The organism is Methylobacterium sp. AC433 (assembly GCF_979253015.1).
Genome location: NZ_CEEDBN010000004.1, coordinates 277,559 through 301,483, shown reverse-complemented (window position 1 = coordinate 301,483; position 23,925 = coordinate 277,559). Strand labels below are relative to the sequence as shown.

The following is a 23,925-nucleotide window of genomic DNA, read 5'->3' as shown; positions in this document are numbered from 1 at the left end:
CATCGTTGGTACCATCGCCGTCCGGCCTTCGCCACGCCGATTTGTTCGGTGAGGGCGGAAAACTGCACAACGAATATGCACGCACCGCAAATCGTTTGGGCGAATGGCGCAGTTGAGGCTGTTTCGTGAGCCTCAGACGAGCAACCCGGCGCGAAACAGCGAAGGACACCGCGATGACCACCCTGCGTCTGCTCAAGGTCGAGGCGATGCGCCGGGTCGATGCGGCCGCCATCGCGGGCGGAACGCCCGGGACCGCACTGATGGAGCGGGCGGGCGCCGCCGTGGCGGAGCGCGCCCGCGCGCTGTCCGGGGAGGGCGGTCGCATCCTGGTCCTGTGCGGTCCGGGTAACAATGGCGGCGACGGCTACGTGGCGGCCCGCCTCCTCGCCGAGGCCGGGCATGCGGTAGATCTCGCCGGGCTGGTGCCGCCGCAGGCGCTGTCCGGCGACGCGGCGGAAGCGGCCAAGGGCTGGGCCGGCCCGGTCCTCGACCTCGAGTCGCTCGGCGACCTCGCGGACTACGGCCTCGTCGTCGATGCGCTGTTCGGTGCCGGCCTCGCTCGCGACCTCACGGGCGACGTCGCCGCCCTGGTGGAACGGCTCGGACAATCGTCCACGCCCGTCCTCGCCGTCGACGTGCCGAGCGGGATCGATGGCGACACCGGCGCCCTGCGCGGCGTCGCGGTGCGGGCGACCGAGACCGTCACCTTCGTGGCCTTGAAGCCCGGCCACCTGCTCCAGCCCGGGCGCGCCCATTGCGGCACCCTGCACGTGGCCGAGATCGGCACCGGGGCGACTGCCCTGGAGGCGGGTCTCGCCGGGGCCGATCCGCTCTGGCGCAACGGGCCTGGCCTCTGGAACGCCGCCTTCCCGCGTCTTACGGCGGCAAGCCACAAGTACACCCGCGGACACGCCCTCGTCCTGTCCGGCCCCGCCTACCGCACGGGCGCCGCCCGGATGGCGGCGCGCGCCGCGCTCCGGGTCGGGGCCGGCCTCGTCACCCTGGTCTCGCCGAGCTCGGCCCTGGCGGAGAACGCCGCCCACTGCACCGCCATCATGCTGCGCGCCTGCGACAGCGCCGACGACCTCGACGATCTCCTCGTCGACGAGCGCCTCAACGTGGTCCTGGCCGGGCCCGGCCTCGGCATCGGAGCGACCACCCGCGATCTGGTGGCGGTGGCCGCCGCGGCGGGGCGCACCCTCGTCCTCGATGCCGATGCGCTCACCAGCTTCAAGGGACAGGCCGCCCTTCTGGCGGCGCACCTCTCCGACGGAGAGGCCGCCGCGGTGCTCACCCCCCACGCGGGCGAGTTCGACCGCCTGTTCGAGGGTACGGAGGCGGTCGATCCGGAGGCGGACAAGCTGGAGCGTGCCCGGCGTGCCGCCGCCCTGGCCGGTGCCGTCGTCGTCCTCAAGGGGGCCGACACGGTCATCGCCGCTCCCGATGGCCGAGCCGCCATCAACGATCACGGCACGCCCTATCTCGGCACCGCCGGCGCCGGCGACGTGCTGGCCGGCCTGATCGCCGGGCTCCTCGCACAGGGCATGGCGCCCTTCGAGGCCGCGGCCGCGGCGGTCTGGCTCCACGGCGATGCCGGCCTGCGTCACGGTCCCGGCCTGATCGCCGAGGACCTGCCGGAGATGATGTCGGCGGTGCTCGGCGCGCTGCTGGGGCCTAGGTGACTTCGAAGAGGGTCCAGAGACCCGTGTCGAAGCGCTCCAGTACCGTCGAACTGAGGAGCCAGCGCCCCGGATTGTCGGCCTTGAAGGCGATTCTCGCCGTGCGGCCTTCGAGAAGCTGGAATGTGTCGAGCCAGTAGGGCTCCCAGCCGTCGTCGAGAGGGTGGAGCAGCCGGAAGGCGTGGCCGTGCAGATGTAGGGCCTGCGGGAAGGCGGTCTCGTTCCGGATCGCCAGCACCACCACCTGACCGCGCTTGACCGAGAAGAGCGGCGACATCCCGGCGGTGCCTGGCGCGCCGTTCACCGACCAGACCCGGTTGGGGTCGCCGGAATAGGTCGGCTCGGCGGCGGGCTTGTCCTTGTCGATCCGGGCGCCGCCCGTGATGGCGATGTCGCGCCGGACGGCGTTCTGCAGCTTCACCTCGGCTGGCAGCAGCGGGTTGTCGCCGATCTTCGCAATCGGCGGCCGCGGGGGCCGGGCAGCCTCGCCGGTCAGCGCCAGGGTCGCGAGGGCGACGCCGTTGCCGATCAGTGCGGTGATCGTGCCCTGGGCTCCGGGCTCGGTGGGCATGTCGAGCATCAGGTCGTAGCGGGTGCCGGGCGGAAAGGGCAGCGTGGCCCGCAGGGGCTCGAAGGTGTCGGTGGGCTGGCCGTCCACCGCCAGCACGTAGACCTTCACGCCATCGAAGCGGATGCGGGTGCCGCGGGCGTTGCAGACGTTGCCGAGGCGCAGGCGCAGGCGGCTGCCCGGCCGGGCGGTGATCGGCGCCGGCACCGGCACACCATTCAGGGTGACGAGGCTACCGAGGCGCCCGGAGCTCGCGGCGAAGATCGGCTGGCCGAAGGGCAGCAGGGTATTCGCGTCGTCGAGGCGCCAGTCCTGCATCAGCAGCGTCAGGTCCTGGTCCACGGCCGGTGGGGAGGCCTCCTCGACCACCAGGGCACCGGCGAGGCCCCGGCCCGAGGGCTCGCTCGATCCGCCGACGACGAGGGGACGAATCAGGAAGGTGCCGGCATCCGGAGGCACGAAGGCGTAGGTGAAGTCGGCGCCCGGGGCGATCGGCGCCTGGGTGACGCCGCCGACCCCGTCCATCGGGTTCTGGTTGCGCACCCCGTGCCAGTGCAGGCTGAGCGGCTTGTCCGTCCTGTTCTCGACCTTCAGCCGCACCGTCTCGCCGAGGCGGACCCGTACCAAAGGGGGAGCGGTCTTGCCGTCGAAGGACCAGACCGGGGTCGGGGCGGCCGGCTCGGGCTTGAGCCGCAGCGTGCCGGGCGCCGCCGTCAGGGTGCGGGCGGGCGACGCCGCGGACGAACTTGCCTCGGAGGGAGGGGCGGGGGCCGGAGGGGCCTTCGTCGCCTGTGCACGGGCGCTGCGCGGCAGCAGGGCCAGCGCTGCGACACCGCCGAGGAGGGCACGGCGCGAGACCGAGACGGGATCGTTCGGGACGAGCGATCGGGCTTTCGGCAAGGGACCTTGCGGCATGAAACCTCGGCGTCGGGAAGGACGGGACCGGTCGCGGAGACGTCCGGGCGCTGCTTGTAGAATGCGGATTCGACGGACGCCAAATCGCCGTCCGCGCCGGCCGCCGCGGCCCGGAACGATCCTTGGCAGCGCGCCGATTTTTTTGCTGCGGCCCGTGGCGCGCGTGCTATAGGACCCCGCTCTGGCGGCGGAAAGCGCGCCGGGCGTTGGCGCTTGCGGGCGTGGCGGAACTGGTAGACGCGCTGGATTTAGGTTCCAGTGTCGCAAGACGTGGGGGTTCGAGCCCCTCCGCCCGCACCAGTCCATCGCCGTCGGGAACGGATTGGCTCAGTGCGATGGCCGGCCGGCCCGCTGCAGGAAGCCGGCCCTCGGCGGCGCGCGATCCCGGCGTCGACCTCGTGGAGCCCGCAGGGGCGGGCCGCGAGGAACCAACCGAATTTGCGCGATCACACGGACGACAGCGGAAAGACGACCATGCAGGTGACCGAGACACTCTCCCAGGGACTGAAGCGCGAGTTTCAGGTCCTGCTCGCCGCGAACGAGCTCGAGGAGCGCCTGACCAGCGAGCTGTCGACTCTCAAGGACAAGGCCCAGATCAAGGGCTTCCGTCCCGGCAAGGTCCCGGTCGCGCACCTGCGTAAGCTCTACGGCCGCTCGGTCATGGCCGACGTGCTGCAGAACGCCGTCAACGAGGCGAACCAGAAGATCGTCTCCGAGAACAATCTCAAGCTCGCCCTGGAGCCCAAGATCGAGTTTCCCGGCGAGAAGTCGATCGTCGAGCGCGCCCTCGATGCCAAGGACGACGTCTCCTTCAACGTCGCCCTCGAGGTGCTGCCGACCTTCGATCTCGTCGACCTGTCCGATGTCAGCCTGACCAAGCAGGTCGCCAAGCCTTCCGACGAGGAGATCGACGAGGCCATCACCCGCATGGCCTCGTCCAACCGCTCCTTCGCGCCCCGCGAGGAGGGTGCCGCCGCCGAGACCGGCGATCGCGTCACCATCGACTTCGTCGGCCGCATCGACGGCACCGAGTTCGAGGGCGGCACCGGCGAGGGCATCGACCTGGAACTCGGCTCCGGCTCGTTCATCCCCGGCTTCGAGGACCAGCTCGTCGGCGCCAAGGTCGGTGACAAGCGCATCGTCAAGTCGACCTTCCCGGAGGCCTACGGCGCCGCCCACCTCGCCGGCAAGGACGCCGAGTTCGACGTGACCGTCACGGCGATCCAGGCGCCGGGCGAGACGAAGATCGACGACGAACTCGCCAAGACCTTCGGCATGGAATCCCTGGAGAAGCTCAAGGAGGCGGTCTCGACCGCCATCGGCAGCGACTTCGAGGCGCAGTCCCGCCGCAAGCTCAAGAAGGACCTGCTCGACGCCCTCGACACCAAGTACGCCTTCGATCTGCCTCCGAGCCTGGTCCACCAGGAGTTCGCAGCCGTGTGGGCCCAGGTCGAGCAGGACCTGAAGACCCGCGAGAAGTCCTTCGAGGACGAGGGCACCACCGAGGAGAAGGCGACCGCGGAGTACCGCAAAATCGCCGAGCGCCGCGTCCGCCTCGGCTTGGTGCTTGCACAGGTCGGTGAGACGGCCGATATCAAGGTCTCGGACGACGAGGTGAACCAGGCCCTGATCGCCCGGGTGCGGCAGTATCCCGGCCAGGAGCAGCAGGTCTGGGACTTCTACCGCAAGAACGCCCAGGCGCTCGCCGAGCTCCGTGCGCCGATCTTCGAGGAGAAGGTCGTCGACCACGTGCTCGCGCAGGTGAATCTGGTCGAGGAGCCGGTCTCGAAGGAGGCTCTGTTCGCCGACGAGGACGACGCCGAGGCGGGTGCCGAGGGCGAGTCCGAGTCGAAGGCCGAGAGCAACGAGTCGGCCTCGACCGGAACCGACGAGGGCCTGCCCGCCGTCGCCAAGGCCGACTGAGTCCGGCTGCTCCACGAGGGCGGCGGGCTCGAGAGTAAGGCGATGTTCACCATCGCCGTAGTTCGCTGAAACGTCCGGTGCGCGCCCGATTCGCGGCGCGGCCGGACCCCTTGTAGCTGGGGCACGTGATGATGAGAGATCCGGTCGACTATTATAACAGCGCGCTCGTGCCCATGGTGGTCGAGCAGTCGAGCCGCGGTGAGCGTGCCTTCGACATCTACTCGCGCCTGCTGCGCGAGCGCATCATCTTCCTTACCGGCCCGGTCGAGGATTACGGTGCGTCGCTGATCGTCGCGCAGTTGCTGTTCCTCGAGGCCGAGAACCCCAAGAAGGAAATCTCCTTCTACATCAACTCGCCGGGCGGCGTCGTGACCTCCGGACTGTCGATCTACGACACCATGCAGTTCATCCGCTGCCCCGTGACGACGCTCTGCGTCGGCCAGGCCGCGTCGATGGGCTCGCTGCTCCTCACCGCCGGCGAGCCCGGCCACCGCTTCGCCCTGCCGAACGCCCGGATCATGGTGCACCAGCCCTCCGGCGGCTTCCAGGGCCAGGCCACCGACATCCTGATCCATGCCCGCGAGATCGAGGCCCTGAAGAAGCGCCTCAACGAGATCTACGTGAAGCACACCGGCCGCGACTACGACACCATCGTCCAGGCGCTGGAGCGCGACAACTTCATGACGGCCGATGCCGCCAAGGAGTTCGGGCTCATCGACGAGGTGATCCAGAAGCGGCCCGAGCCCGCCGCCGCCTGATCCCGACCGGGACCGCCGGGCATCCGGCCCGGCGCGTCGTTTCGAGGCGGAGCGCTTTTTCGGTGCCCGCCTTGATCCCGTCGCGGTCGCGTGCTTGCATCGCCAGTCTGATCGAAGCCGGCAGATGCGCGCAGGTGACTGTTTCTTTAGGCGGACGCCATTAAATTCGAAGGATGCGTGCGCGCCCCGGACCGGCGCCATGCCCGCGAACGGAGACCGATATGAGCAAGACTGGCGGCAACGACTCGAAGAGCACGCTGTACTGCTCGTTTTGCGGCAAGAGCCAGCACGAGGTCCGCAAGCTGATCGCGGGCCCGACGGTGTTCATCTGCGACGAGTGTGTCGAACTGTGCATGGACATCATCCGCGAGGAATCGAAGTCCTCTCTGGTGAAGTCGCGCGATGGGGTACCGACCCCGAAGGAAATCCGCCGGGTCCTCGATGACTACGTCATCGGCCAGGACTTCGCGAAGAAGGTCCTCTCGGTCGCGGTCCACAACCACTACAAGCGCCTCGCCCACGCCTCGAAGCACAACGACGTCGAGCTGGCGAAGTCGAACATCATGCTGATCGGGCCGACGGGCTCGGGCAAGACGCTGCTGGCCCAGACCCTGGCCCGCATTCTCGACGTGCCGTTCACCATGGCCGACGCCACCACCCTCACCGAGGCCGGCTACGTCGGCGAGGACGTCGAGAACATCATCCTGAAGCTGCTCCAGGCCTCCGACTACAACGTCGAGCGGGCGCAGCGCGGCATCGTCTACATCGACGAGATCGACAAGATCTCGCGCAAGTCCGACAATCCGTCGATCACGCGCGACGTCTCGGGCGAGGGTGTACAGCAGGCGCTGCTGAAGATCATGGAGGGCACCGTCGCCTCCGTGCCTCCGCAGGGCGGCCGCAAGCACCCGCAGCAGGAGTTCCTGCAGGTCGACACCACCAACATCCTCTTCATCTGCGGCGGCGCCTTCGCGGGCCTGGAGCGGATCATCTCGGCGCGCGGCAAGGGCACCTCGATCGGCTTCGGCGCGACCGTGCAGGCCCCGGACGACCGCCGCACCGGCGAGATCTTCCGCAACGTCGAGCCCGAGGACCTGCTGAAGTTCGGCCTCATCCCCGAGTTCGTCGGCCGCCTGCCCGTGCTGGCGACCCTCGAGGATCTCGACGAGACCGCCCTGAAGCGCATCCTGCAGGAGCCCAAGAACGCCCTGGTCAAGCAGTATCAGCGCCTGTTCGAGATGGAGAACGTCGACCTCACCTTCCAAGAGGAGGCGCTCTCCATGGTCGCCCGCAAGGCGATCGAGCGGAAGACCGGCGCCCGCGGCCTGCGCTCCATCCTAGAGACGATCCTGCTCGAGACGATGTACGACCTGCCCGGACTCGACTCCGTCGAGCAGGTCGTGATCGGCCCCGAAGTCGTCGAAGGCAAGGCTCGGCCGCTCTACATCCATGGCGACCGCAACAAGGAAGCCCCGGCCAGCGTCAGCGCCTGAGGCCCGGGTCGGGTCCTCTTCAGGTCTGGGTTGAGCCTCGGGGCGGATGCTTGAAAACATCCGCCCCGATTTCCATCTCAGCCTCAGCGCGATGGCCGCACGCTCACCATCTGAGGTGCGGTGTCCCGTCACCAGCCGCACAGTCCAAGACCGTTTCCCAAAACACTTCCGACCCCCTCGCGGCCCGGTCGGCCCCTGGCAGGATGCTTGCTCCGGAGGAGGAGCGGCTGCCCGGCGTCCATCATGAGGAAGTCCGATATGACCCAATCGAAATCGCGCCAGCCCGTCGTTCCGGGCTCGACGGGCTCCTACGCCGTCCTTCCCCTGCGCGACATCGTCGTGTTCCCGCACATCATCGTGCCACTCTTTGTCGGCCGCGAGAAGTCGATCCGCGCCCTCGAAGAGGCCGTCCGTACCGACCGGCACATCCTGCTGGCGACGCAGATCAACGCCAGCGAGGACGATCCCTCGACGGACGCGATCTACAAGATCGGCACCCTGGCCAGCGTGCTGCAACTGCTGAAGCTGCCCGACGGCACCGTGAAGGTGCTGGTCGAGGGGGCCGGTCGCGCCAAGATCTCCCGCTTCACCAAGTCCGACACCTACTACGAGGCCGAGGCCGAGACCCTCACGGACGAGCTCGGTGACAGCGTCGAGGCAGAAGCCCTCGCGCGCTCGGTCATCGCCGAGTTCGAGAACTACGTGAAGCTCAACAAGAAGATCTCCCCCGAGGTCGTCTCCGCGGTGACCCAGATCGACGAGCCCTCGAAGCTCGCCGACACCGTCGGCTCGCACCTCGCGGTCAAGATCGCGGACAAGCAGGCGATCCTCGAGATCCCGACGGTGGCGCAGCGCCTCGAGCGTGTGCTGTCGCTGATGGAGAGCGAGATCTCCGTGCTCCAGGTGGAGAAGCGCATCCGGACCCGCGTCAAGCGGCAGATGGAGAAGACCCAGCGCGAGTACTACCTCAACGAGCAGATGAAGGCGATCCAGAAGGAACTGGGCGATTCCGAGGACGGCAAGGACGAGCTCGCCGAGCTCGAGGAGAAGATCGAGAAGACCAAGTTCACCAAGGAAGCCCGTGACAAGGCGGTGGCGGAGCTCAAGAAGCTGCGCCAGATGTCGCCGATGTCGGCCGAGGCGACCGTGGTGCGCAACTACCTCGACTGGATGCTCGGCATCCCGTGGGGCAAACGCTCGAAGATCAAGAAGGATCTCCTCGGCGCCCAGGTCATGCTCGACGAGGACCATTTCGGCCTCGACAAGGTGAAGGAGCGGATCGTCGAGTATCTCGCCGTGCAGCAGCGCGCGAACAAGCTCACCGGCCCGATCCTGTGCCTCGTCGGTCCTCCCGGCGTCGGCAAGACCTCGCTCGGCAAGTCCATCGCGAAGGCCACGGGCCGCGAGTTCGTCCGCATGTCGCTCGGCGGCGTGCGCGACGAGGCCGAGATCCGCGGTCACCGCCGGACCTATATCGGTTCGATGCCCGGCAAGATCGTCCAGTCGATGCGCAAGGCGAAGACCTCGAACCCGCTCATCCTGCTCGACGAGATCGACAAGATGGGCATGGACTTCCGGGGCGACCCGTCGGCCGCCCTGCTGGAGGTGCTCGATCCGGAGCAGAACGCCACGTTCAACGACCACTACCTCGAAGTGGACTACGACCTGTCGAACGTGATGTTCGTCACCACCGCCAACACCCTGAACATCCCTGCGCCCCTGATGGACCGCATGGAGGTGATCCGCATCGCCGGCTACACCGAGGAAGAGAAGCTCGAGATCGCGCGCAAGCACCTGATCCCGGGCGCCGTGAAGAAGCACGGTCTCGATGCCAAGGAGTGGCAGGTCGACGATGCCGGCCTGCTGATGCTCATCCGCCGCTATACGCGGGAGGCGGGCGTCCGCAACCTGGAGCGTGAGATCTCCAACCTGATCCGCAAGGCGGTGAAGGAGATCCTCATCACTAAGGTGAAGGCCGTCAGCGTCACCGAGGAGAACCTGCCGGTCTTCCTCGGCCCGCCGAAGTTCCGCTACGGCGAGATCGACGAGGAGGATCAGGTCGGCGTGGTCACGGGTCTGGCCTGGACCGAGGTCGGCGGCGAGTTGCTGACGATCGAGGGCGTCATGATGCCCGGCAAGGGCAAGATGACGGTCACGGGCAACCTGCGCGACGTGATGAAGGAGTCGATCTCCGCTGCGGCGAGCTACGTCCGCTCGCGGGCCGTCGATTTCGGCATCGAACCGCCGCTGTTCGACCGCCGGGACATCCACGTCCACGTTCCGGAGGGGGCGACCCCGAAGGATGGTCCGTCCGCCGGTATCGGCATGGCGACCGCGATCATCTCGACGCTGACGGGCATCCCGGTGCGCCGCGACGTCGCGATGACGGGCGAGGTCACCCTCAGGGGCCGCGTGCTCCCGATCGGCGGTCTGAAGGAGAAGCTGCTCGCCGCGCTCCGCGGCGGCATCAAGACGGTCCTCATCCCGGAGGAGAACGCCAAGGACATCGCCGAGGTGCCCGACAGCGTGAAGAACGGGATGGAGATCATCCCCGTGTCGCGGATGGACCAGGTGCTCCAGCATGCCCTGGTCCGCGTCCCCGAGGCGATCGAGTGGGAGGAGCCGGCCCCCAAGGTCCGCCCGGTCATCGCCGAGGACGATTCCGCGACGGTGATCGCCCACTAGCGCTGATGCAACCCTGATCTGAACGAGGCCCCGGCATACGAGCCGGGGCCTTTTTCATGCCCAGACCCGGCCGCCGCCGGAGGAGGGGGTTGCGCGCCGTCCCGCGCTTCCGTTACGAAGCGTCGCGTCCTGCGAGACCTAGGGCAGCAAGTCGGGCGGTTAGCTCAGTTGGTAGAGCGTCTCCTTTACACGGAGAGGGTCGGGGGTTCGAGTCCCTCACCGCCCACCAGGTCTCTCTCTGCCTCGACGCGCCCCTCCGGCGTCGCGCCATTTTCAGACGGCGCGTGAGGCGCCCGGATCGATCGCGCCGGTCCCTTCGAAAGCCGTTCCGACCAGACCACGACCGATTGTCGCCGAGATCGTACCCGGAGCGGGTGAGAGTCCTGATCTTGGGCGGAGCCGGCGGTCTCGAAGACCTAACCGGGCATCGCTGCGTCTCCATCCGGCCCTGTCCCCGAGACAAGCTTCTTCAAATCTAGGTCTTCTTGAACCGTCGAAGCGGAAGTTCCGACCGATAGACGGCGACGTAGAGCAGGATGAAGAGGGCCGATGATCCGATGGTCGTCGGGAAGTCGTGTCCGCCGAACACGTTGCCGATCTCACGCGCGACGAAGGCGAGCGCCAGGCCCACGAAGGGCGGCAGGAGGTCGGCGGCCCGGCCCGGGACGAACCCATGAAGGCGCGCGGTGTAGACGAAGCGTACGACGTTTACGAGGCCGAACGCGACCACGACGGAACTCGCGGCGCCGATCTGCCCATAGCGTGGGACTAGGATGAGCAGCGCGACGACGAGCACCAGTGCGCCGCTGGCGAGGATGGCATTCTCCTGGCGATGATGGCCCGTCATCGATAGCGCGTAGCCCATCGGAGCGAGGGTGGCGCTGAGGAGAAACGCCAGCGGCAGCATGAAGCAGACGACCGGGCCGAAGTGGAAGGCCTTTCCAAAGATCAGATCGAGCCGGTCACCGAAGACGGCGAGTCCGGCGAACATGAAGCTCGAGACGATCGAGGCATGGCGGATGTAGCGACTCAGTTCCCGCTTGAGGCTGTCCAGGTCGCCCTGATGATAGAAGTTGGCGATGCGCGGTCCGAGCGTCTGACTGCCGGCCACCGACCAGAAAACGATGAGCTGCGCGACGGTCGAGAGGGCCGCGTATTCGCCGATGCTCGCCGTGTCGGCATAGAAGCCGAGCACGAGGATGTCGGCGAGGCGCATCGTTCCATAGACGACGATGGACGCGCACATCCAGATCGCCTCACGCGAGACGCGCCAGTATTCGGCTCGGACGACGACCCTGTCGGCGGTCGCACCGGAGGTCGGGCGCCGTCCGTGCCTCCGTCGCTCGTCGATGAAGCAGAGGCATTGCGTCATGATGATCTGCGCCGTGTTGACGAAGGCGACGGCGAGGGTGCTCGGCCAGAAGAGGAGCACCGGACCGATCATCAGCACCCGCAGCACCGACTGACCGATATAGTAGATGACCGCATACCGGGCGGGTTCGCCGCGCGCCTTGTAAAGGGCGCCAAGGATGCTGAGATCGCCGGCGAAGGGAAGGGTCAGGATGGTCACCAGCATGATGGTATCGAGGCCGGGGTGACCGAACGAGCTCACGAATGCCGAGCCTAGCGCGGCCGCGACGACCGCGAGCATCACGCCGATATTCAATAGTGCAGCCGTCAGTCTGAGCTGCCGGATGACGGCCTGGGCCACTGGATCGGCGGAATCGGTGCGTCCACAGAATTTCAGCAGAGCGATGTCGAGACCGAGGGGTGCGATCATCGCCGGAACCATGGCGATACTTCGCGCAAGATTGATTAGACCATAACCCTCGGCACCGATCGTCCGAGCGATGATGAGAGAGGTTCCAAAGGTCAAGACAAGCTGGACAACCTGGCCCACCATAACGATGGAAAATTCATTCCGAACCATTCGTTTTGCGAGGGAAATCACCCGTTCGTCTCCAAAGGCGGCAAGCGGCTGCCCCAGTCGCACGACATACACGAGCGCTCGTGACATGTCTGAGATGGATCGAATATCCGAGGCTCGGTGGAGGCCGCCGAGTCCCGTCGTCGATGTGATGGGGGTCGATCGAGAGCACGCGGCGAGGAAGGACCGGCCACGCTTAGCAACTCTCGGACCTGCCGGGCCTCCGGCTTCAGAGATTCGAATCTCCGCCGAAGGTGACCGGGAACTGACAGCCCGGCGACAGGGGACGTTGATGGCGGGACGCCGGGACCCGTGTGCCCGCGGAGCTTTCCACGGCACGGCCCGAATGCTACACAAGTCCTCGCTGAATCGTCCTAAATAGCTGATAGAAATGGCGTCTTTTGATTGTCGATGCGTGCGGCAATCAGAATTCGTCCCCAGAGTCGAGGTGACCCGTGGCGGATGAAGGCGAGATCCACCCGAAGGCGGCCCGGGGTTTTCCGCCGCCCTGGATCGTCGTCGAGCGGGACGGCGGCTTCTGTATCGAGGACGGGGAAGGGCTCGCGGTGGCTTGGACCTACTTCGCGGACGATGCTGCGGCGCGCACGGTGACTGGGTCGATGACGCGGGAGGAGGCGCATCGCATCGCCAAGGCGATCGCAATGGTCCCGGAAATGCGCACGATCATCCGCTCCCTGCAGGATGGCCTCGCCGAGGCGGATGCCGACGATGCGCGGGGCTGAGACCCGGCGTTGGGCGGGAGCGGTGCGATGACCTGGCCCGGCATCGATTGGATCGAGGCCATTGGGTATCTCGGCACGGCGCTCACCATCACGGCCTCGGCGATGACCACCATGATCCCACTGCGGATCATGGCCCTCGTCGCCAGCGTGGCTGTCATCACCTACGGGATGCTGATCGGCAGCTGGCCCGTCGTCCTCACGGAGGCGATCCAGATTCCCTTCAACGCCTTCCGCCTCTGGCAGATGGTTCGCCTCGTGCGCCAGGTCGAGGCGGCGGCCGACGGCGATCTCTCCCTCGACTGGCTACGGCCCTTCGGCACCGCGACCCGGTTCCGCACCGGCCAGACGGTGTTCCGAAAAGGGGACGACGCCGGCGAGATGTTCTACGTGGAGAGCGGTGCCTTCCGCATTCCGGAATACGGGATCGAGGTGCGGGCCGGCGGCGTCGTCGGCGAACTCGGCCTTCTCTCGCCGGGCAATACCCGGACCGCCTCGCTCACCTGCATCGAGGCCGGGCAGGCCCTGCGGATCTCGTATTCGGAGGTCAAGCAGCTCTACTATCAGAATCCGGAATTCGGATTCTATTTCCTCAAGCTCACCAGCGAGCGGCTGTTCCAGGTGACCCAGGACCCGGCCCAGCCCCGGGAAGCGGCGGCGATCGCGGCCGGCACCGGGGCGCTGTAGGGCATTGTCGACTCATCCGCCGGCCATCACCAGCGCCCAGTAGCGCTTGTAGCGGGTGCCCGGCGCGTCGACGCGGGCGATGCCGATCCGCCGCAGCTGCGGGATCAGCATGTTCCTGTTGTGCTCGGTCGAGGCCTTCCAGCGGGCCAGCACCTCGTCGAAGGTCGCCGAGCCGGCGCTCAGGTTCTCGGCGGCGTAGGTCCGGCCGTATCCGGCCTGGGCCATGCGGAAATCGAAGGTGCCGCCGATCTCGTGGCTCAGGCGCCCCGCCTTGGCGTTCGAGGCCGCCTGGTAGGAAGCGGCGCGGATCAGGCTCGAATCGATCACAACCGAGCCGAGGCCGTGCTGCGCCCGGTAGCGCGAGATCGCCGCGGCGGCCGCCTGCTCGTCCAGGATGACGACGCTGGTCGGCTGGTCGGGGGCGAGGAGAGTCGGCGTGCCGCATCCGGCCAGAGCCAGCAGGACGGAGACGGCGAGGGCGCCGGCGCCGAGGCGGAGGGACCGGCGCGGCGGAGCGGTGCGGGAGGAGCGCATCGGTGCGGGTGTGTCTCGAGGGTGGGCCTGTGAGCCCTCCGCCTCCGTGGCCGATGCGGCGAAAACACGGCGCCCGGCCCGGGCGCGCGCACCGGAACTCGGCCTGTGTCCCTCCGGCCACGGGTCCCCGTCAGATCCGTGTGCCGCGATCCCTGGGCGGAGCGCCGCAGCGCCAGGCCGTGATCCGAAACTCGGGATGCGTGCCGATCCACTGCGCCAGTTGCGGCTGGGCCACGTGCAGGCAGGCCGGGGCGTCCTCGACGTCGAGGGCGAGCTTGCGCGATTCGCAGGTATCCGGCGCGCGGGCGAGGCAGGCAATGAAGTAGAGGAAGAACACACCCGACATCGCTCGCGCTCCGGCAAGGTTCCCGGAGGAGGATAGGGCGGTGCGCGTGAAAGACGAGGTGGTTGCGTGAGGGACGCAATGGCGCGGGCGACGGGACTCGAACCCGCGACCTCCGGCGTGACAGGCCGGCACTCTAACCGACTGAGCTACGCCCGCTTGACGTCCCGCCCCGTTTCCGGCGGTGTCGGCGGTGTAGGTTCAGTGCCGGAGGCTGTCAAGCAATCCCGGAACGCATTCGGCCGGGAATTTCCGGACCCGGACCGCCGCGCCAGAAGCCGGCATTGAAACCGCATCGCTTTTCTGTCATAGCCCCCTCGCGTTGAACCGCCCGGCCGATCGGGCTGCCGTGGCGGTTCGTGCTGCTCCATCAGAAGCATCAACCGAGCGCATCTCTTCGATCTATCCGGATCGGAGCCGCTGCGCGTTCAGGAGAGCCAAATGCCCAAGCTGAAAACCAAGTCGGGCGCGAAGAAGCGCTTCAAGATCACCGGCACCGGCAAGGTCATGTATGCCCAGGCCGGCAAGCGCCACGGGATGATCAAGCGGACGACGAAGCAGATCCGCAACCTGCGCGGCACCACCACCCTGTTCGAGGGCGATGCTGCCAACGTGAAGAAGTATTTCCTGCCCAACAGCCGGTAAGCCTTCACGACGCCGACACTGCTTTTTTCGTAATCCAGGAGAACTCCCATGGCCCGCGTCAAGCGCGGCGTGACCAGTCACGCGAAGCACAAGAAAGTCCTCAAGGCCGCCCGTGGTTATTACGGCCGCCGCAAGAATACGATCCGGATCGCCAAGCAGGCGGTCGAGAAGGGCATGCAGTATGCCTACCGCGATCGGAAGAACAAGAAGCGCACGTTCCGCGCCCTCTGGATCCAGCGCCTCAACGCCGCTGTCCGTGAGCATGGCCTGACCTATTCGCGCTTCATCAACGGCCTGTCGAAGTCCGGCATCGAGGTGGACCGCAAGGCCCTCTCCGAGCTCGCCATCCACGAGCCCGCCTCGTTCGCCGCCGTGGTCGAGATGGCCAAGGCCGCCCTCCCGGCTGCCAAGGCCGCCTGAGGCGAGCCCGGCTCGCCCGAGCCGAGCGCTGTTCTTCACGAAAGGCGCGGCGCCCCCGGGGAGCCGCGCCTTTCGTCTTTCTGCCCGACATCGGGGGTTTTCGGCTTCCGACCGCTTGCGTTGCGGTCGGGGACCGGGAAAACCCTCGCCCCGGGCCGTTGCCCCGATTCCGTTGCCCCGATGCCGAGGAGCCCGCCCGGCCCCGCGAGGGTCGGCGCCGCAGCCGGTGAGTTGAACCGATGACCGATCTCGACACCCTCGAAGGCGACCTGCTCCGTCAGGTCGCGGATGCCGCCGACGAGTCCGCCCTCGACGCCGTGCGCGTCGCGGCCCTGGGCAAGAAGGGATCGGTCTCCGAGCTTCTGAAGACTCTCGGGGCGATGACCCCCGACGAGCGCAAGGCGCGCGGGCCCCTGATCAACGGCCTGCGCGACCGGGTGCAGGGTGCGCTGGCGATGCGGCGGGACGCCCTGGCGGAGGCGGCCCTCGCCGCCCGCCTCGCGGCCGAGCGCATCGACGTGACCCTGCCGGTGCGGGAGGCGCCGGAGGTGCGCGGCCGCGTCCACCCGATCAGCCAGGTCATGGACGAGATCACGGCGATCTTCGCCGATATGGGCTTCTCGGTGGCCGAAGGCCCTGACATCGAGACCGACGACTACAACTTCACCGCCCTCAACTTCCCGCCCGGCCACCCGGCGCGCGAGATGCACGACACCTTCTTCCTGGCCCCCGACCACAACGGCCAGCGCAAGGTGCTGCGCACCCACACCTCGCCGGTGCAGATCCGGACGATGCGCGCCCAGCAGCCGCCGATCCGGGTGATCTGCCCGGGCCGGACCTACCGGCACGATTCCGACCAGACCCACACGCCGATGTTCCACCAGGTCGAGGGCCTGGTGATCGACAAGGCCGCCAACATCGCGAACCTGAAATGGGTGCTGGAGGAGTTCTGCCGCACCTTCTTCGAGGTCGAGGCCGTGAAGATGCGCTTCCGGCCCTCGTTCTTCCCCTTCACCGAACCCTCGGCGGAGGTGGACATCCAGTGCTCGCGCAAGGGCGGCGAGATCCGCTTCGGCGAGGGCACCGACTGGCTCGAGATCCTCGGCTGCGGCATGGTCCACCCGAATGTGCTGCGCAATTGCGGCCTCGATCCCGACAGCGTCCAGGGCTTCGCCTTCGGCGTCGGCATCGACCGGATCGCGATGCTGAAATACGGCATGCCGGACCTGCGCCCCTTCTTCGAAGCGGACGTGCGCTGGCTCGACCATTACGGCTTCCGGCCCCTCGACATCCCGAGCCTGGTGGCGGGCCTCACGGCCTGATCCCGGGCGTTCGCGCGCCGGCTCCGGCCGGACGAGACCTTTCCTTTCCTGTTCGGCGCCGGCATCCCACCCTCCCGGGAGCCTCGGACGCCAGGGGATTCAAGCGATGAAACTCACCCTCTCCTGGCTCAAGGATCACCTCGACACCGAGGCGTCCCTCGACACCGTGGCCGAGACCCTGACGCGGATCGGGCTCGAGGTCGAAGGCATCGAGGACAAGGCCGCGAGCCTCAAGCCCTTCGTGGTCGCCCACGTGCTCACCGCCGAGCCGCACCCGAACGCCGACCGCCTGCGCGTCTGCACGGTGGATGCCGGCAACGGACAGCCCGTGCAGGTGGTGTGCGGCGCGCCCAACGCCCGCGCCGGAATGAAGACGGTGTTCGCGCCCCCCGGCACCTACGTGCCCGGCCTCGACAAGACCCTGGCGGTGGGCACCATCCGGGGCGTCGAGAGCCTCGGCATGCTGTGCTCGGGCGCCGAGCTCGGCCTTGGCGAGGAATCGAACGGCATCCTCGATCTGCCCGAGGACGCGCCCACCGGCCAGCCCTACGCCCTCTACGCCAAGCTCGACGACCCGGTGGTGGAGATCAACCTCACGCCGAACCGGCCCGACTGCACCGCGATCCACGGCATCGCCCGCGACCTCGCCGCGACCGGCTTGGGCGACCTGAAGCGCGAGCCGCAGCCGCCGGTGCGGGGGGAGGGGGCCTGCCCGGTGCCCATCAGCCTCGACTTCGCGGCGCATGATGCCGGCCTCTGCCCCTACTTCACCCTGCGCCTCGTGCGCGGCGTCAGGAACGGGCCCTCGCCGGACTGGATGCAGGCGCGCCTGCGCGCGCTCGGCCTGCGCCCGATCAACGCGCTGGTGGACATCACCAATTACCTGACCTTCGACCGCGGCCGGCCGCTCCACGTCTTCGACGCCGGCAAGGTGGCGGGCGGCCTCGTGGTCCGCCGCGCCCGCGACGGCGAGGCCCTGAAGGCCCTCGACGGCAAGACCTACACCCTGACGGGCGACACCGTGGTCATCGCGGACGACAACGGCGTCGAGTCCATCGGCGGCATCATCGGCGGCGAGGCCTCCGGCTGCGACGCCGCGACCACCGACGTGCTGATCGAATCGGCGCTGTGGGATCCGGTGAACATCGCCCAGTCCGGCCGCCGCCTCGGCGTGATCACCGATGCGCGCTACCGCTTCGAGCGCGGGGTCGACCCGGCCTTCACCCTGCCGGGCCTCGACCTCGCCACCCGCCTGGTGCTGGAGATCTGCGGCGGCACCCCGAGCCAACCCGTGATCGTCGGCGAACCGCCCCAGACCGAGCGGGTCATCGACTTCCCCTGGACCGAGACCCGGCGTCTCGCCGGCATCGAGCTCTCCCGCGCCGAGATGAAGGTGACGCTGGAGGCCCTCGGCTTCCACGTGGCCGGTTCGGGCGACCGCGTGAAGGTGCTCACCCCCTCCTGGCGCCCGGACGTCGAGGGCAAGGCCGACCTCGTCGAGGAGATCGTGCGCATCGCCGGCCTCGACCGCATCGAGCCCAAGCCCCTGCCGCGCATGGAGGCGGCGGTGGGCAAGCCGGTGCTGACCGTGATGCAGAAGCGCACCCGCCTCGCCAAGCGGGCGCTGGCCGGCCGCGGCCTCGTCGAGGCGGTGACCTGGTCGTTCATTCCGCACGAGGACGCCGTGCTGTTCGGGGGCGGCGGCGCCGACCTGGCGCTGGCCAACCCGATCGCCGCCGATCTCTCCGACATGCGCCCGAGCCTGGTGCCCGGCCTGCTGCGCGCCGCCCAGCGCAACGCCGACCGCGGCAGCCCCGACGTCGCCCTGTTCGAGGTCGGCCAGTGCTTCGCCACCGACCAGCCCGAGGGCCAGACCATCCGGGCGGCCGCGATCCGACGCGGCACCGCCACCCATGCGGGCGCGGGCCGCCATTGGGACGGGCGCACCGACGGCGTCGACGCCTTCGACGCCAAGGCCGATGCCCTCGCGCTCCTGGCGGCGCTCGGTGTTCCCACCGGAGGCCTGCAGGTCGTGGCGGGCGGGCCGGACTGGCTGCATCCGGGCCGTTCCGGCACCCTTCAGTTCGGGCCCAAGAATCAGGTCGGCTTCTTCGGCGAGGTGCATCCCCGCGTGATGAAGGCCCTGGACCTCAAGGGTCAGCTCGTCGCCTTCGAGATCACCCTCGACGCGGTGCCGCTGCCGAAGCACCGGCCCACCAAGGTCAAGCCGGCCCTGGCCCTCTCGGACTTCCAGCCGATCTCCCGCGATTTCGCCTTCGTGGTCGGCCGCGACGTCGCGGCCGGGGAGGTGGTGAAGGCTGCCCAGGCCGCCGAGCGCAAGCTCGTCACCGGCATCGACGTGTTCGATGTCTACGAGGGCGTCGGTGTTCCCGAGGGCGCGAAGTCGGTGGCGATCGCGGTTCGGCTCCAGCCGGTGGACCGCACCCTCACCGATGCGGAGATCGAGGCGGTCAGCGCCCGGATCGTCGCAGAGGTTGCGCGCAAGACCGGGGCGACCCTCCGCTCCTAACAGGATAGGCCACCCATGCTCGATCCGGATCTCGTCGCGGCGCTCTCGGCCGCCAAGTACCTGCCGGTGCCCGAGATGCGCGCGGCGCTCGCGGAGCCGCACCGCATCGCCGACGCGGTGCTCGACGTCCTGGATCGGGCCGCCCGGGACCCGGACCTCAGGGAGGCGGATGCCGACCTCCTGTTCTGGGGCCTGCACGTCCTCGCCGCAGCCCGGGACACCCGGGCCTATCGGCCGCTGATCCGGCTGCTCCATCGCGACGGCGAGACCCTCGACGTTATCCTCGGCGATGCGCTGACGACGACGCTGGCGAAGGTTCTGATCGGCGTCTTCGACGGCGATGCCGAGCCTCTCTTCTCCCTGCTGGTGGACAGCACGGTCGACGACGTCGTGCGGAACGAAGCCTTCGGTGTCCTGGCCTTCCTGACCCAGATCGAGCGCATTCCGCGCCGCCAGGCGCACGACCTCCTGGTCCGCTTCGACGACAAGCGGGCCGCCGTCGAGGGCGATCTCGCTTGGGCCGGCTGGGAAGAAGCGATCGCGCTCCTCGGCCTCGCCGAGCTGGCGCCTCGCGTCTCTGCTGCGCGCCAGGATGGGCGGCTCACCGCGGAGATCAGCGACCCGTCCTGGTTCCCCGGGGCGCTGCGCGAGGCGATGGAGCTCGACGACCCCGCCCGGTTCGACCGCGAGCGCTTCGGTATCCTCGACGACCCCGTTGCGGAGCTCGCCTGGACGGCGGAGGGGTTCGGTCAGCCGGTCCGCAATCCGCTCAAGCATGTCGGCCGCAACGATCCGTGTCCCTGCGGCAGCGGCAAGAAGTTCAAGAAGTGCTGCCTCGATAAGGCCGTGGCCTGACAGAACCCAAGGGGAGCCCGCCCGTGCCACGGGCGCATCCTGAAAGCGGCCGGCTCGCCCTTCGATCCCCGTCTGCCGGCGTCACCGAGAGTCAAGACTTGCTGCGACAGGGCTGTTAATCCCGTCCGTCACGAAATTCTCGCATGGTGAGGCCCCGTTTTAATCCCGCCTGACCCGAACAAAATACCAGCAAAGGCGGGTGCGATTCACGCGATTCAGCCTTGGCCGGCCTCTTGTGCGGGGCAGCGTGACCGAACATATTTCGTCGTGAGGCGTCGCTTGGCGCCAAGAGGTCCTGTGCGTGAGCCTCATTCCGAAATCACACGCTGAGAGAGCTTCCAAGGGAAACTCCCATGGCATTCGATAACAGCCCCTTCCGGTACGGCGCCCAGCCGACCGGGTATGCCGGTAGCCAGGTCGAGATCGACCAGGGCCTGCGTACCTTCATGCTCGGCGTCTACAACAACATGGTCATCGGCCTCGGGATCTCCGGTCTCGTGGCGCTCGGCCTCAACATGGCCGCCGTCGCCCAGACGGCGACCGGTCGCGTCGCCCTGACGCCGTTCGGCCAGCTACTCTACACCAGCCCGCTCAAGTGGGTGATCATGCTGGCTCCGCTCGCCTTCATCTTCATCTTCTCGATGCGGATGGATCGGATGTCCGCCGCTTCGGCGCGCCTGACCTTCTTCGCCTTCGCGGCGGTGATGGGCGCCTCGATGTCCTCGCTGCTGCTCGTCTTCACGGGCGCGAGCGTGGTGCGGGTGTTCTTCATCACGGCGGCGACCTTCGGCGGTCTCAGCCTCTACGGCTACACGACCAAGCGTAGCCTGTCGGGCATGGGCTCGTTCCTGATCATGGGCTTGATCGGCCTGATCATCGCTTCGCTGGTGAATATCTTCCTTGCCTCCTCGGCGCTTCAGTTCGCGATCTCGGTGATCGGCGTCCTGATCTTCGCGGGCCTCACCGCCTACGACACGCAGAAGCTCAAGGAGATGTTCCTCTATAGCGGGGCCGATGCCGAGGGCGCGGCCAAGCTGTCGGTGAACGGAGCCCTGACGCTGTACCTGGATTTCATCAACATGTTCCAGATGCTGCTCTCGCTCCTCGGCGACCGCCGCTAAGCAGACCGGCTGCTGGACGAACCAGAAGGCCCCGGCGGATACCGCCGGGGCCTTTCTGCTGGGCTGGAGCTTTTTGCTGGGCGGGAGACCTGTCCGGCCCGGCTACACCGCACGAAGCGGCGGCTCCAGCACGGCGAGCACTCGGGCGAGGTCGGCGCCGCGCTTCAACACCAGGCCGGAGGCGGCCACGACCGCGTAGGCGCCCTGGCGCCGGGCGAGCTTCGGGTCCTTCTCGACCCGGTAGAGCGGCATCTCCGAACTGCGCCGGTAGATCGAGAACACCGCCTTATCGCGCCGGAAATCGAGGGCGTAGTCGCGCCATTCGCCCTGCGACACCATCCGTCCATAGAGATTGAAGAGGACGCGGAGCTCCGCGCGGTCGAAGGCGATCTGAGGCGGAACCGGCGCGGTCGGGAAGGGGATGACCCGCGCGGCCGCTTCGGACAATCGCGGATCGGCACCGGTTCTCTCGCTCATCGTCACTCCTGTTCCGGACTGATCCTTCATCATGGTGCCGCGCTTCCACCGCCGCAAGGGTGGTGATTCGCTGCGCGCTTCCGAAACACATCACCATGATTTCGCCGCCATAAGGCCCAGCGTCGGCCTTGATGCGGCGCGACACCTGTTGCCGAAACTTCGTCGATCCTGCCCCCGTGCGGCGTCCGATCTCACCGGCTCCCCAGCTCTTCGGCCGGCGCCCGGTTCGGCGGGACCGACATCCCAGAGGTTTCGAGACCCAAGGACTTCAGGCCGCCTCCCCGGAGCGCGGCCCTTTTTTTTGGCCCTGTGCCGCTTCGCGGATTCCAAAAGATCGGCCTCGCGGAGAAACTCCGTCTATGAAGGAGACGCATTCATCGCCGGGGACGGGTCGTGGTCAGCTTCGATGCCGAGTTTCGCCAGACGCTCACGACGCTGTTCGCCTGGCGCCGCGACGTACGCCGTTTCCGGGCTGACCCGGTCGACGAGGCGCTGCTGCGCCGCTGCCTCGATCTGGCGAGCTTCAGCCCCTCCGTCGGCAACAGCCAGCCTTGGCGCTTCGTCCGTGTCGCCGACCCGCAACGCCGCGCCGCGGTCGTCGCCAGCTTCGAGCGCTGCAACGCCGCTGCCGCCGAGGCTTACGCGGCCGAGCAACGGGAAGCTTATGTCCGCCTGAAGCTCGCCGGCCTGCGCGAGGCGCCGGTCCACCTCGCCGTCTTCTGCGACGAGGCCACCGCCACCGGGCACGGCCTCGGGCGCGCGACCATGCCGGAGATGTTGCGCTACTCCGTCGTCACGGCGGTCCAGACCTTCTGGCTCGCCGCGAGGGCCCACGGCCTCGGGGTCGGCTGGGTCTCCATCCTCGAACCCGAAACGGTCTGCGAGACCTTGGAGGTGCCCTGCGCCTGGAGCCTCGTCGCCTACCTCTGCGTCGGCTTTCCGGTGGAGGAGCACGAGGATCCGGAACTCGTCCGGCACGGTTGGCAGCAGCGCCTCGACACCGGGACGGCGCTGATCGAGCGCTGATCTTACCGGGACAGATAGAGTCAACGGACTCATAAGACGAAGCGCGGCATTTACCCGGATCCCGGACGCCATGCTTTACCGCGCCGAAAGGTTTCCGGGTACTGCCACCCACCGATCACTTCCCTTTACCGGAACGAGAACCTGCGCACGCGATTGATCATCGGGCAAACGGTCACGCTTTCGGAGAGTCAGGTCATGTTCGGGTACGGGAAGTGGATTGCGGCGGGTGTTGCCCTTGGCGTGAGCCTCCTGGGCTCGCCGGCTCAGGCGCGGGAAGTCGTCGCCTTCCCCGACGGCGTCACGCCCGGTTCGATCATCGTCCGCACCACGGAGCGGCGGCTCTATCTCGTCAACGGTGACGGAACCGCGATCCGTTATCCCGTCGCCGTCGGAAAGCCGGGCAAGCAGTGGAGCGGCGCCACACAGATCGATGGCAAGTACGTGGAGCCGGCCTGGTCGCCCCCACGCGAGGTCAAGCGCGACAACCCGCGCCTGCCCGCCGTGATCGCCGGCGGCTCGCCGTCGAACCCCATGGGCGTGGCGGCGATGACCCTGGCCGGCGGCGAGTACGCCATCCACGGCACCAACCGGCCGAACTCGATCGGCACCTACGCGTCCTACGGCTGCATCCGCATGTACAACCAGGACATCACCGATCTCTACGCACGCGTCTCGGTGGGCACCCAGGTCTACGTGACCCGCTGACGGATCCGACGCCATCGGGTCGATGGGCGGAGGCGGGCATGTTCCGCACCGTCTTGGCCGGGTTGCCGGAATGGGCGCATCGAGCCGCGCGCGTCCGAGCATCGCCGTACGACACGCGCCGGACAGGGCCGTTGCGGACCCTTTTGGCCCGTGATCCCCGGTGCGCAGCATCCCGTTTGGAACGAGGATTCGACCCGCAGCGTCGACCTTCTACGTTGAGTGGCATGATGGTGGATCATGACGACCGGCGACGGGCCCTCGATCGGGATGAAGCGGACGCGGCGCGCCCGGAGCCACGTCTCGAAACGACCGACGGGCAGCCGGAGACGACCGGCAGACATCCCGACGCATCGCCCCCCGTTTCCCTGATGATCACCAATCGTCAGAGGGCCGATCTGCGCGCCCTCGGGTTCACGGAAGATGCGATCAGGATGCTGACGCCCGCCGAAGCGCACCGGCATCTCGGGCTCGACCGCGCGAAGGGCTGAACGATCGAGCGAACACCCCGCCGTTCGACACGGCGGGGCCGATCATCTGCGTGAGCGCGCATTCTTCTGGGGATGCCGAATGAA

21 protein-coding genes and 3 tRNA genes are annotated in these 23,925 nt (G+C 68.0%); 18 read left to right on the top strand and 6 right to left on the bottom strand.

Annotation, left to right across the window (positions count from 1 at the left end; all coding sequences use genetic code 11):
• The first annotated feature begins 173 nt into the window (after positions 1–173).
• Positions 174–1,682, top strand: coding sequence for an NAD(P)H-hydrate dehydratase (locus AC0IWM_RS09460; RefSeq protein ID WP_471754570.1), 1,509 nt, complete (start codon positions 174–176; stop codon positions 1,680–1,682).
• Here AC0IWM_RS09460 and AC0IWM_RS09455 read toward each other — a convergent pair.
• A complete protein-coding gene (locus AC0IWM_RS09455; protein WP_471754568.1) occupies positions 1,675–3,162 on the bottom strand; it encodes a multicopper oxidase family protein in 1,488 nt (495 codons plus the stop codon). The two genes, AC0IWM_RS09460 and AC0IWM_RS09455, sit on opposite strands and share 8 nt — an antisense overlap.
• A gap of 215 nt (positions 3,163–3,377) precedes the next feature.
• On the opposite strand from AC0IWM_RS09455, the gene AC0IWM_RS09450 reads away from it, so the two are divergent.
• The 6 genes from AC0IWM_RS09450 to AC0IWM_RS09425 all read left to right on the top strand — a co-directional run bounded on the left by AC0IWM_RS09450 (position 3,378) and on the right by AC0IWM_RS09425 (position 10,250).
• A tRNA-Leu gene (locus AC0IWM_RS09450) sits at positions 3,378–3,462 on the top strand.
• A gap of 174 nt (positions 3,463–3,636) precedes the next feature.
• Positions 3,637–5,085 (top strand): trigger factor, encoded by a 1,449-nt coding sequence (gene tig / locus AC0IWM_RS09445; protein WP_471754622.1) that lies wholly within the window; start codon positions 3,637–3,639, stop codon positions 5,083–5,085.
• 131 nt (positions 5,086–5,216) lie between these two features.
• Complete coding sequence (locus AC0IWM_RS09440; protein ID WP_026176059.1) at positions 5,217–5,843, top strand: ATP-dependent Clp protease proteolytic subunit; 627 nt, start codon at positions 5,217–5,219, stop codon at positions 5,841–5,843.
• A 221-nt stretch (positions 5,844–6,064) separates the two neighbouring features.
• Positions 6,065–7,336, top strand: a complete 1,272-nt coding sequence (clpX, locus tag AC0IWM_RS09435) for an ATP-dependent Clp protease ATP-binding subunit ClpX (RefSeq protein ID WP_056476311.1) — start codon at positions 6,065–6,067, stop codon at positions 7,334–7,336.
• A gap of 258 nt (positions 7,337–7,594) precedes the next feature.
• Positions 7,595–10,021: an endopeptidase La gene (gene lon, locus AC0IWM_RS09430; protein ID WP_471754566.1), complete on the top strand. Its 2,427-nt coding sequence runs from the start codon at positions 7,595–7,597 to the stop codon at positions 10,019–10,021.
• 153 nt (positions 10,022–10,174) lie between these two features.
• Positions 10,175–10,250, top strand: a tRNA-Val gene (locus AC0IWM_RS09425).
• A 246-nt stretch (positions 10,251–10,496) separates the two neighbouring features.
• Here the strand turns inward: AC0IWM_RS09425 and AC0IWM_RS09420 are convergent.
• Positions 10,497–12,038: a lipopolysaccharide biosynthesis protein gene (locus AC0IWM_RS09420; protein ID WP_471754564.1), complete on the bottom strand. Its 1,542-nt coding sequence runs from the start codon at positions 12,036–12,038 to the stop codon at positions 10,497–10,499.
• A gap of 365 nt (positions 12,039–12,403) precedes the next feature.
• Between AC0IWM_RS09420 and AC0IWM_RS09415 the strand changes: the two genes are divergently transcribed.
• Together AC0IWM_RS09415 and AC0IWM_RS09410 are read left to right on the top strand one after the other, a co-directional pair.
• Positions 12,404–12,691: a hypothetical protein gene (locus AC0IWM_RS09415; protein ID WP_471754562.1), complete on the top strand. Its 288-nt coding sequence runs from the start codon at positions 12,404–12,406 to the stop codon at positions 12,689–12,691.
• Between the two features lie 42 nt (positions 12,692–12,733).
• Positions 12,734–13,375, top strand: coding sequence for a cyclic nucleotide-binding domain-containing protein (locus AC0IWM_RS09410; protein ID WP_471754620.1), 642 nt, complete (start codon positions 12,734–12,736; stop codon positions 13,373–13,375).
• Between the two features lie 12 nt (positions 13,376–13,387).
• Here AC0IWM_RS09410 and AC0IWM_RS09405 read toward each other — a convergent pair whose 3' ends face one another.
• The 3 genes from AC0IWM_RS09405 to AC0IWM_RS09395 all read right to left on the bottom strand — a co-directional run bounded on the left by AC0IWM_RS09405 (position 13,388) and on the right by AC0IWM_RS09395 (position 14,411).
• Positions 13,388–13,909, bottom strand: coding sequence for a CAP domain-containing protein (locus AC0IWM_RS09405; RefSeq protein ID WP_471754560.1), 522 nt, complete (start codon positions 13,907–13,909; stop codon positions 13,388–13,390).
• Positions 13,910–14,039: 130 nt separating this feature from the next.
• Positions 14,040–14,255 (bottom strand): hypothetical protein, encoded by a 216-nt coding sequence (locus AC0IWM_RS09400; RefSeq protein WP_471754558.1) that lies wholly within the window; start codon positions 14,253–14,255, stop codon positions 14,040–14,042.
• A gap of 79 nt (positions 14,256–14,334) precedes the next feature.
• A tRNA-Asp gene (locus AC0IWM_RS09395) sits at positions 14,335–14,411 on the bottom strand.
• Positions 14,412–14,693: 282 nt separating this feature from the next.
• Between AC0IWM_RS09395 and rpmI the strand changes: the two genes are divergently transcribed.
• From rpmI to AC0IWM_RS09365, 6 genes are all read left to right on the top strand, one after another.
• Positions 14,694–14,897, top strand: coding sequence for a 50S ribosomal protein L35 (gene rpmI / locus AC0IWM_RS09390; protein WP_018044555.1), 204 nt, complete (start codon positions 14,694–14,696; stop codon positions 14,895–14,897).
• A gap of 48 nt (positions 14,898–14,945) precedes the next feature.
• On the top strand, positions 14,946–15,317 hold the full coding sequence (gene rplT, locus AC0IWM_RS09385) for a 50S ribosomal protein L20 (RefSeq protein WP_056476294.1): 372 nt from the start codon (positions 14,946–14,948) through the stop codon (positions 15,315–15,317).
• Between the two features lie 239 nt (positions 15,318–15,556).
• Positions 15,557–16,639: a phenylalanine--tRNA ligase subunit alpha gene (gene pheS / locus AC0IWM_RS09380; protein ID WP_471754556.1), complete on the top strand. Its 1,083-nt coding sequence runs from the start codon at positions 15,557–15,559 to the stop codon at positions 16,637–16,639.
• 106 nt (positions 16,640–16,745) lie between these two features.
• On the top strand, positions 16,746–19,169 hold the full coding sequence (pheT, locus tag AC0IWM_RS09375) for a phenylalanine--tRNA ligase subunit beta (RefSeq protein WP_471754554.1): 2,424 nt from the start codon (positions 16,746–16,748) through the stop codon (positions 19,167–19,169).
• A gap of 15 nt (positions 19,170–19,184) precedes the next feature.
• Positions 19,185–20,024 carry a DUF1186 domain-containing protein gene (locus AC0IWM_RS09370; protein ID WP_471754552.1) on the top strand — a complete coding sequence of 280 codons (840 nt, stop codon included), beginning with the start codon at positions 19,185–19,187 and terminating at the stop codon, positions 20,022–20,024.
• A 353-nt stretch (positions 20,025–20,377) separates the two neighbouring features.
• Positions 20,378–21,145: a Bax inhibitor-1/YccA family protein gene (locus AC0IWM_RS09365; RefSeq protein WP_243911754.1), complete on the top strand. Its 768-nt coding sequence runs from the start codon at positions 20,378–20,380 to the stop codon at positions 21,143–21,145.
• A gap of 102 nt (positions 21,146–21,247) precedes the next feature.
• Here AC0IWM_RS09365 and AC0IWM_RS09360 read toward each other — a convergent pair whose 3' ends face one another.
• Positions 21,248–21,622, bottom strand: a complete 375-nt coding sequence (locus AC0IWM_RS09360; protein ID WP_471754550.1) for a DUF2794 domain-containing protein — start codon at positions 21,620–21,622, stop codon at positions 21,248–21,250.
• A 393-nt stretch (positions 21,623–22,015) separates the two neighbouring features.
• Between AC0IWM_RS09360 and bluB the strand changes: the two genes are divergently transcribed.
• From bluB to AC0IWM_RS09345, 3 genes are all read left to right on the top strand, one after another.
• Positions 22,016–22,648: a 5,6-dimethylbenzimidazole synthase gene (bluB, locus tag AC0IWM_RS09355; RefSeq protein ID WP_243214674.1), complete on the top strand. Its 633-nt coding sequence runs from the start codon at positions 22,016–22,018 to the stop codon at positions 22,646–22,648.
• A gap of 195 nt (positions 22,649–22,843) precedes the next feature.
• A complete protein-coding gene (locus tag AC0IWM_RS09350; protein ID WP_471754548.1) occupies positions 22,844–23,353 on the top strand; it encodes a L,D-transpeptidase in 510 nt (169 codons plus the stop codon).
• A gap of 224 nt (positions 23,354–23,577) precedes the next feature.
• The gene (locus AC0IWM_RS09345) at positions 23,578–23,841 is read left to right on the top strand and encodes a hypothetical protein (RefSeq protein WP_471754546.1); all 264 of its coding nucleotides are present in this window, start codon (positions 23,578–23,580) and stop codon (positions 23,839–23,841) included.
• The last annotated feature ends 84 nt before the right edge of the window (positions 23,842–23,925 follow it).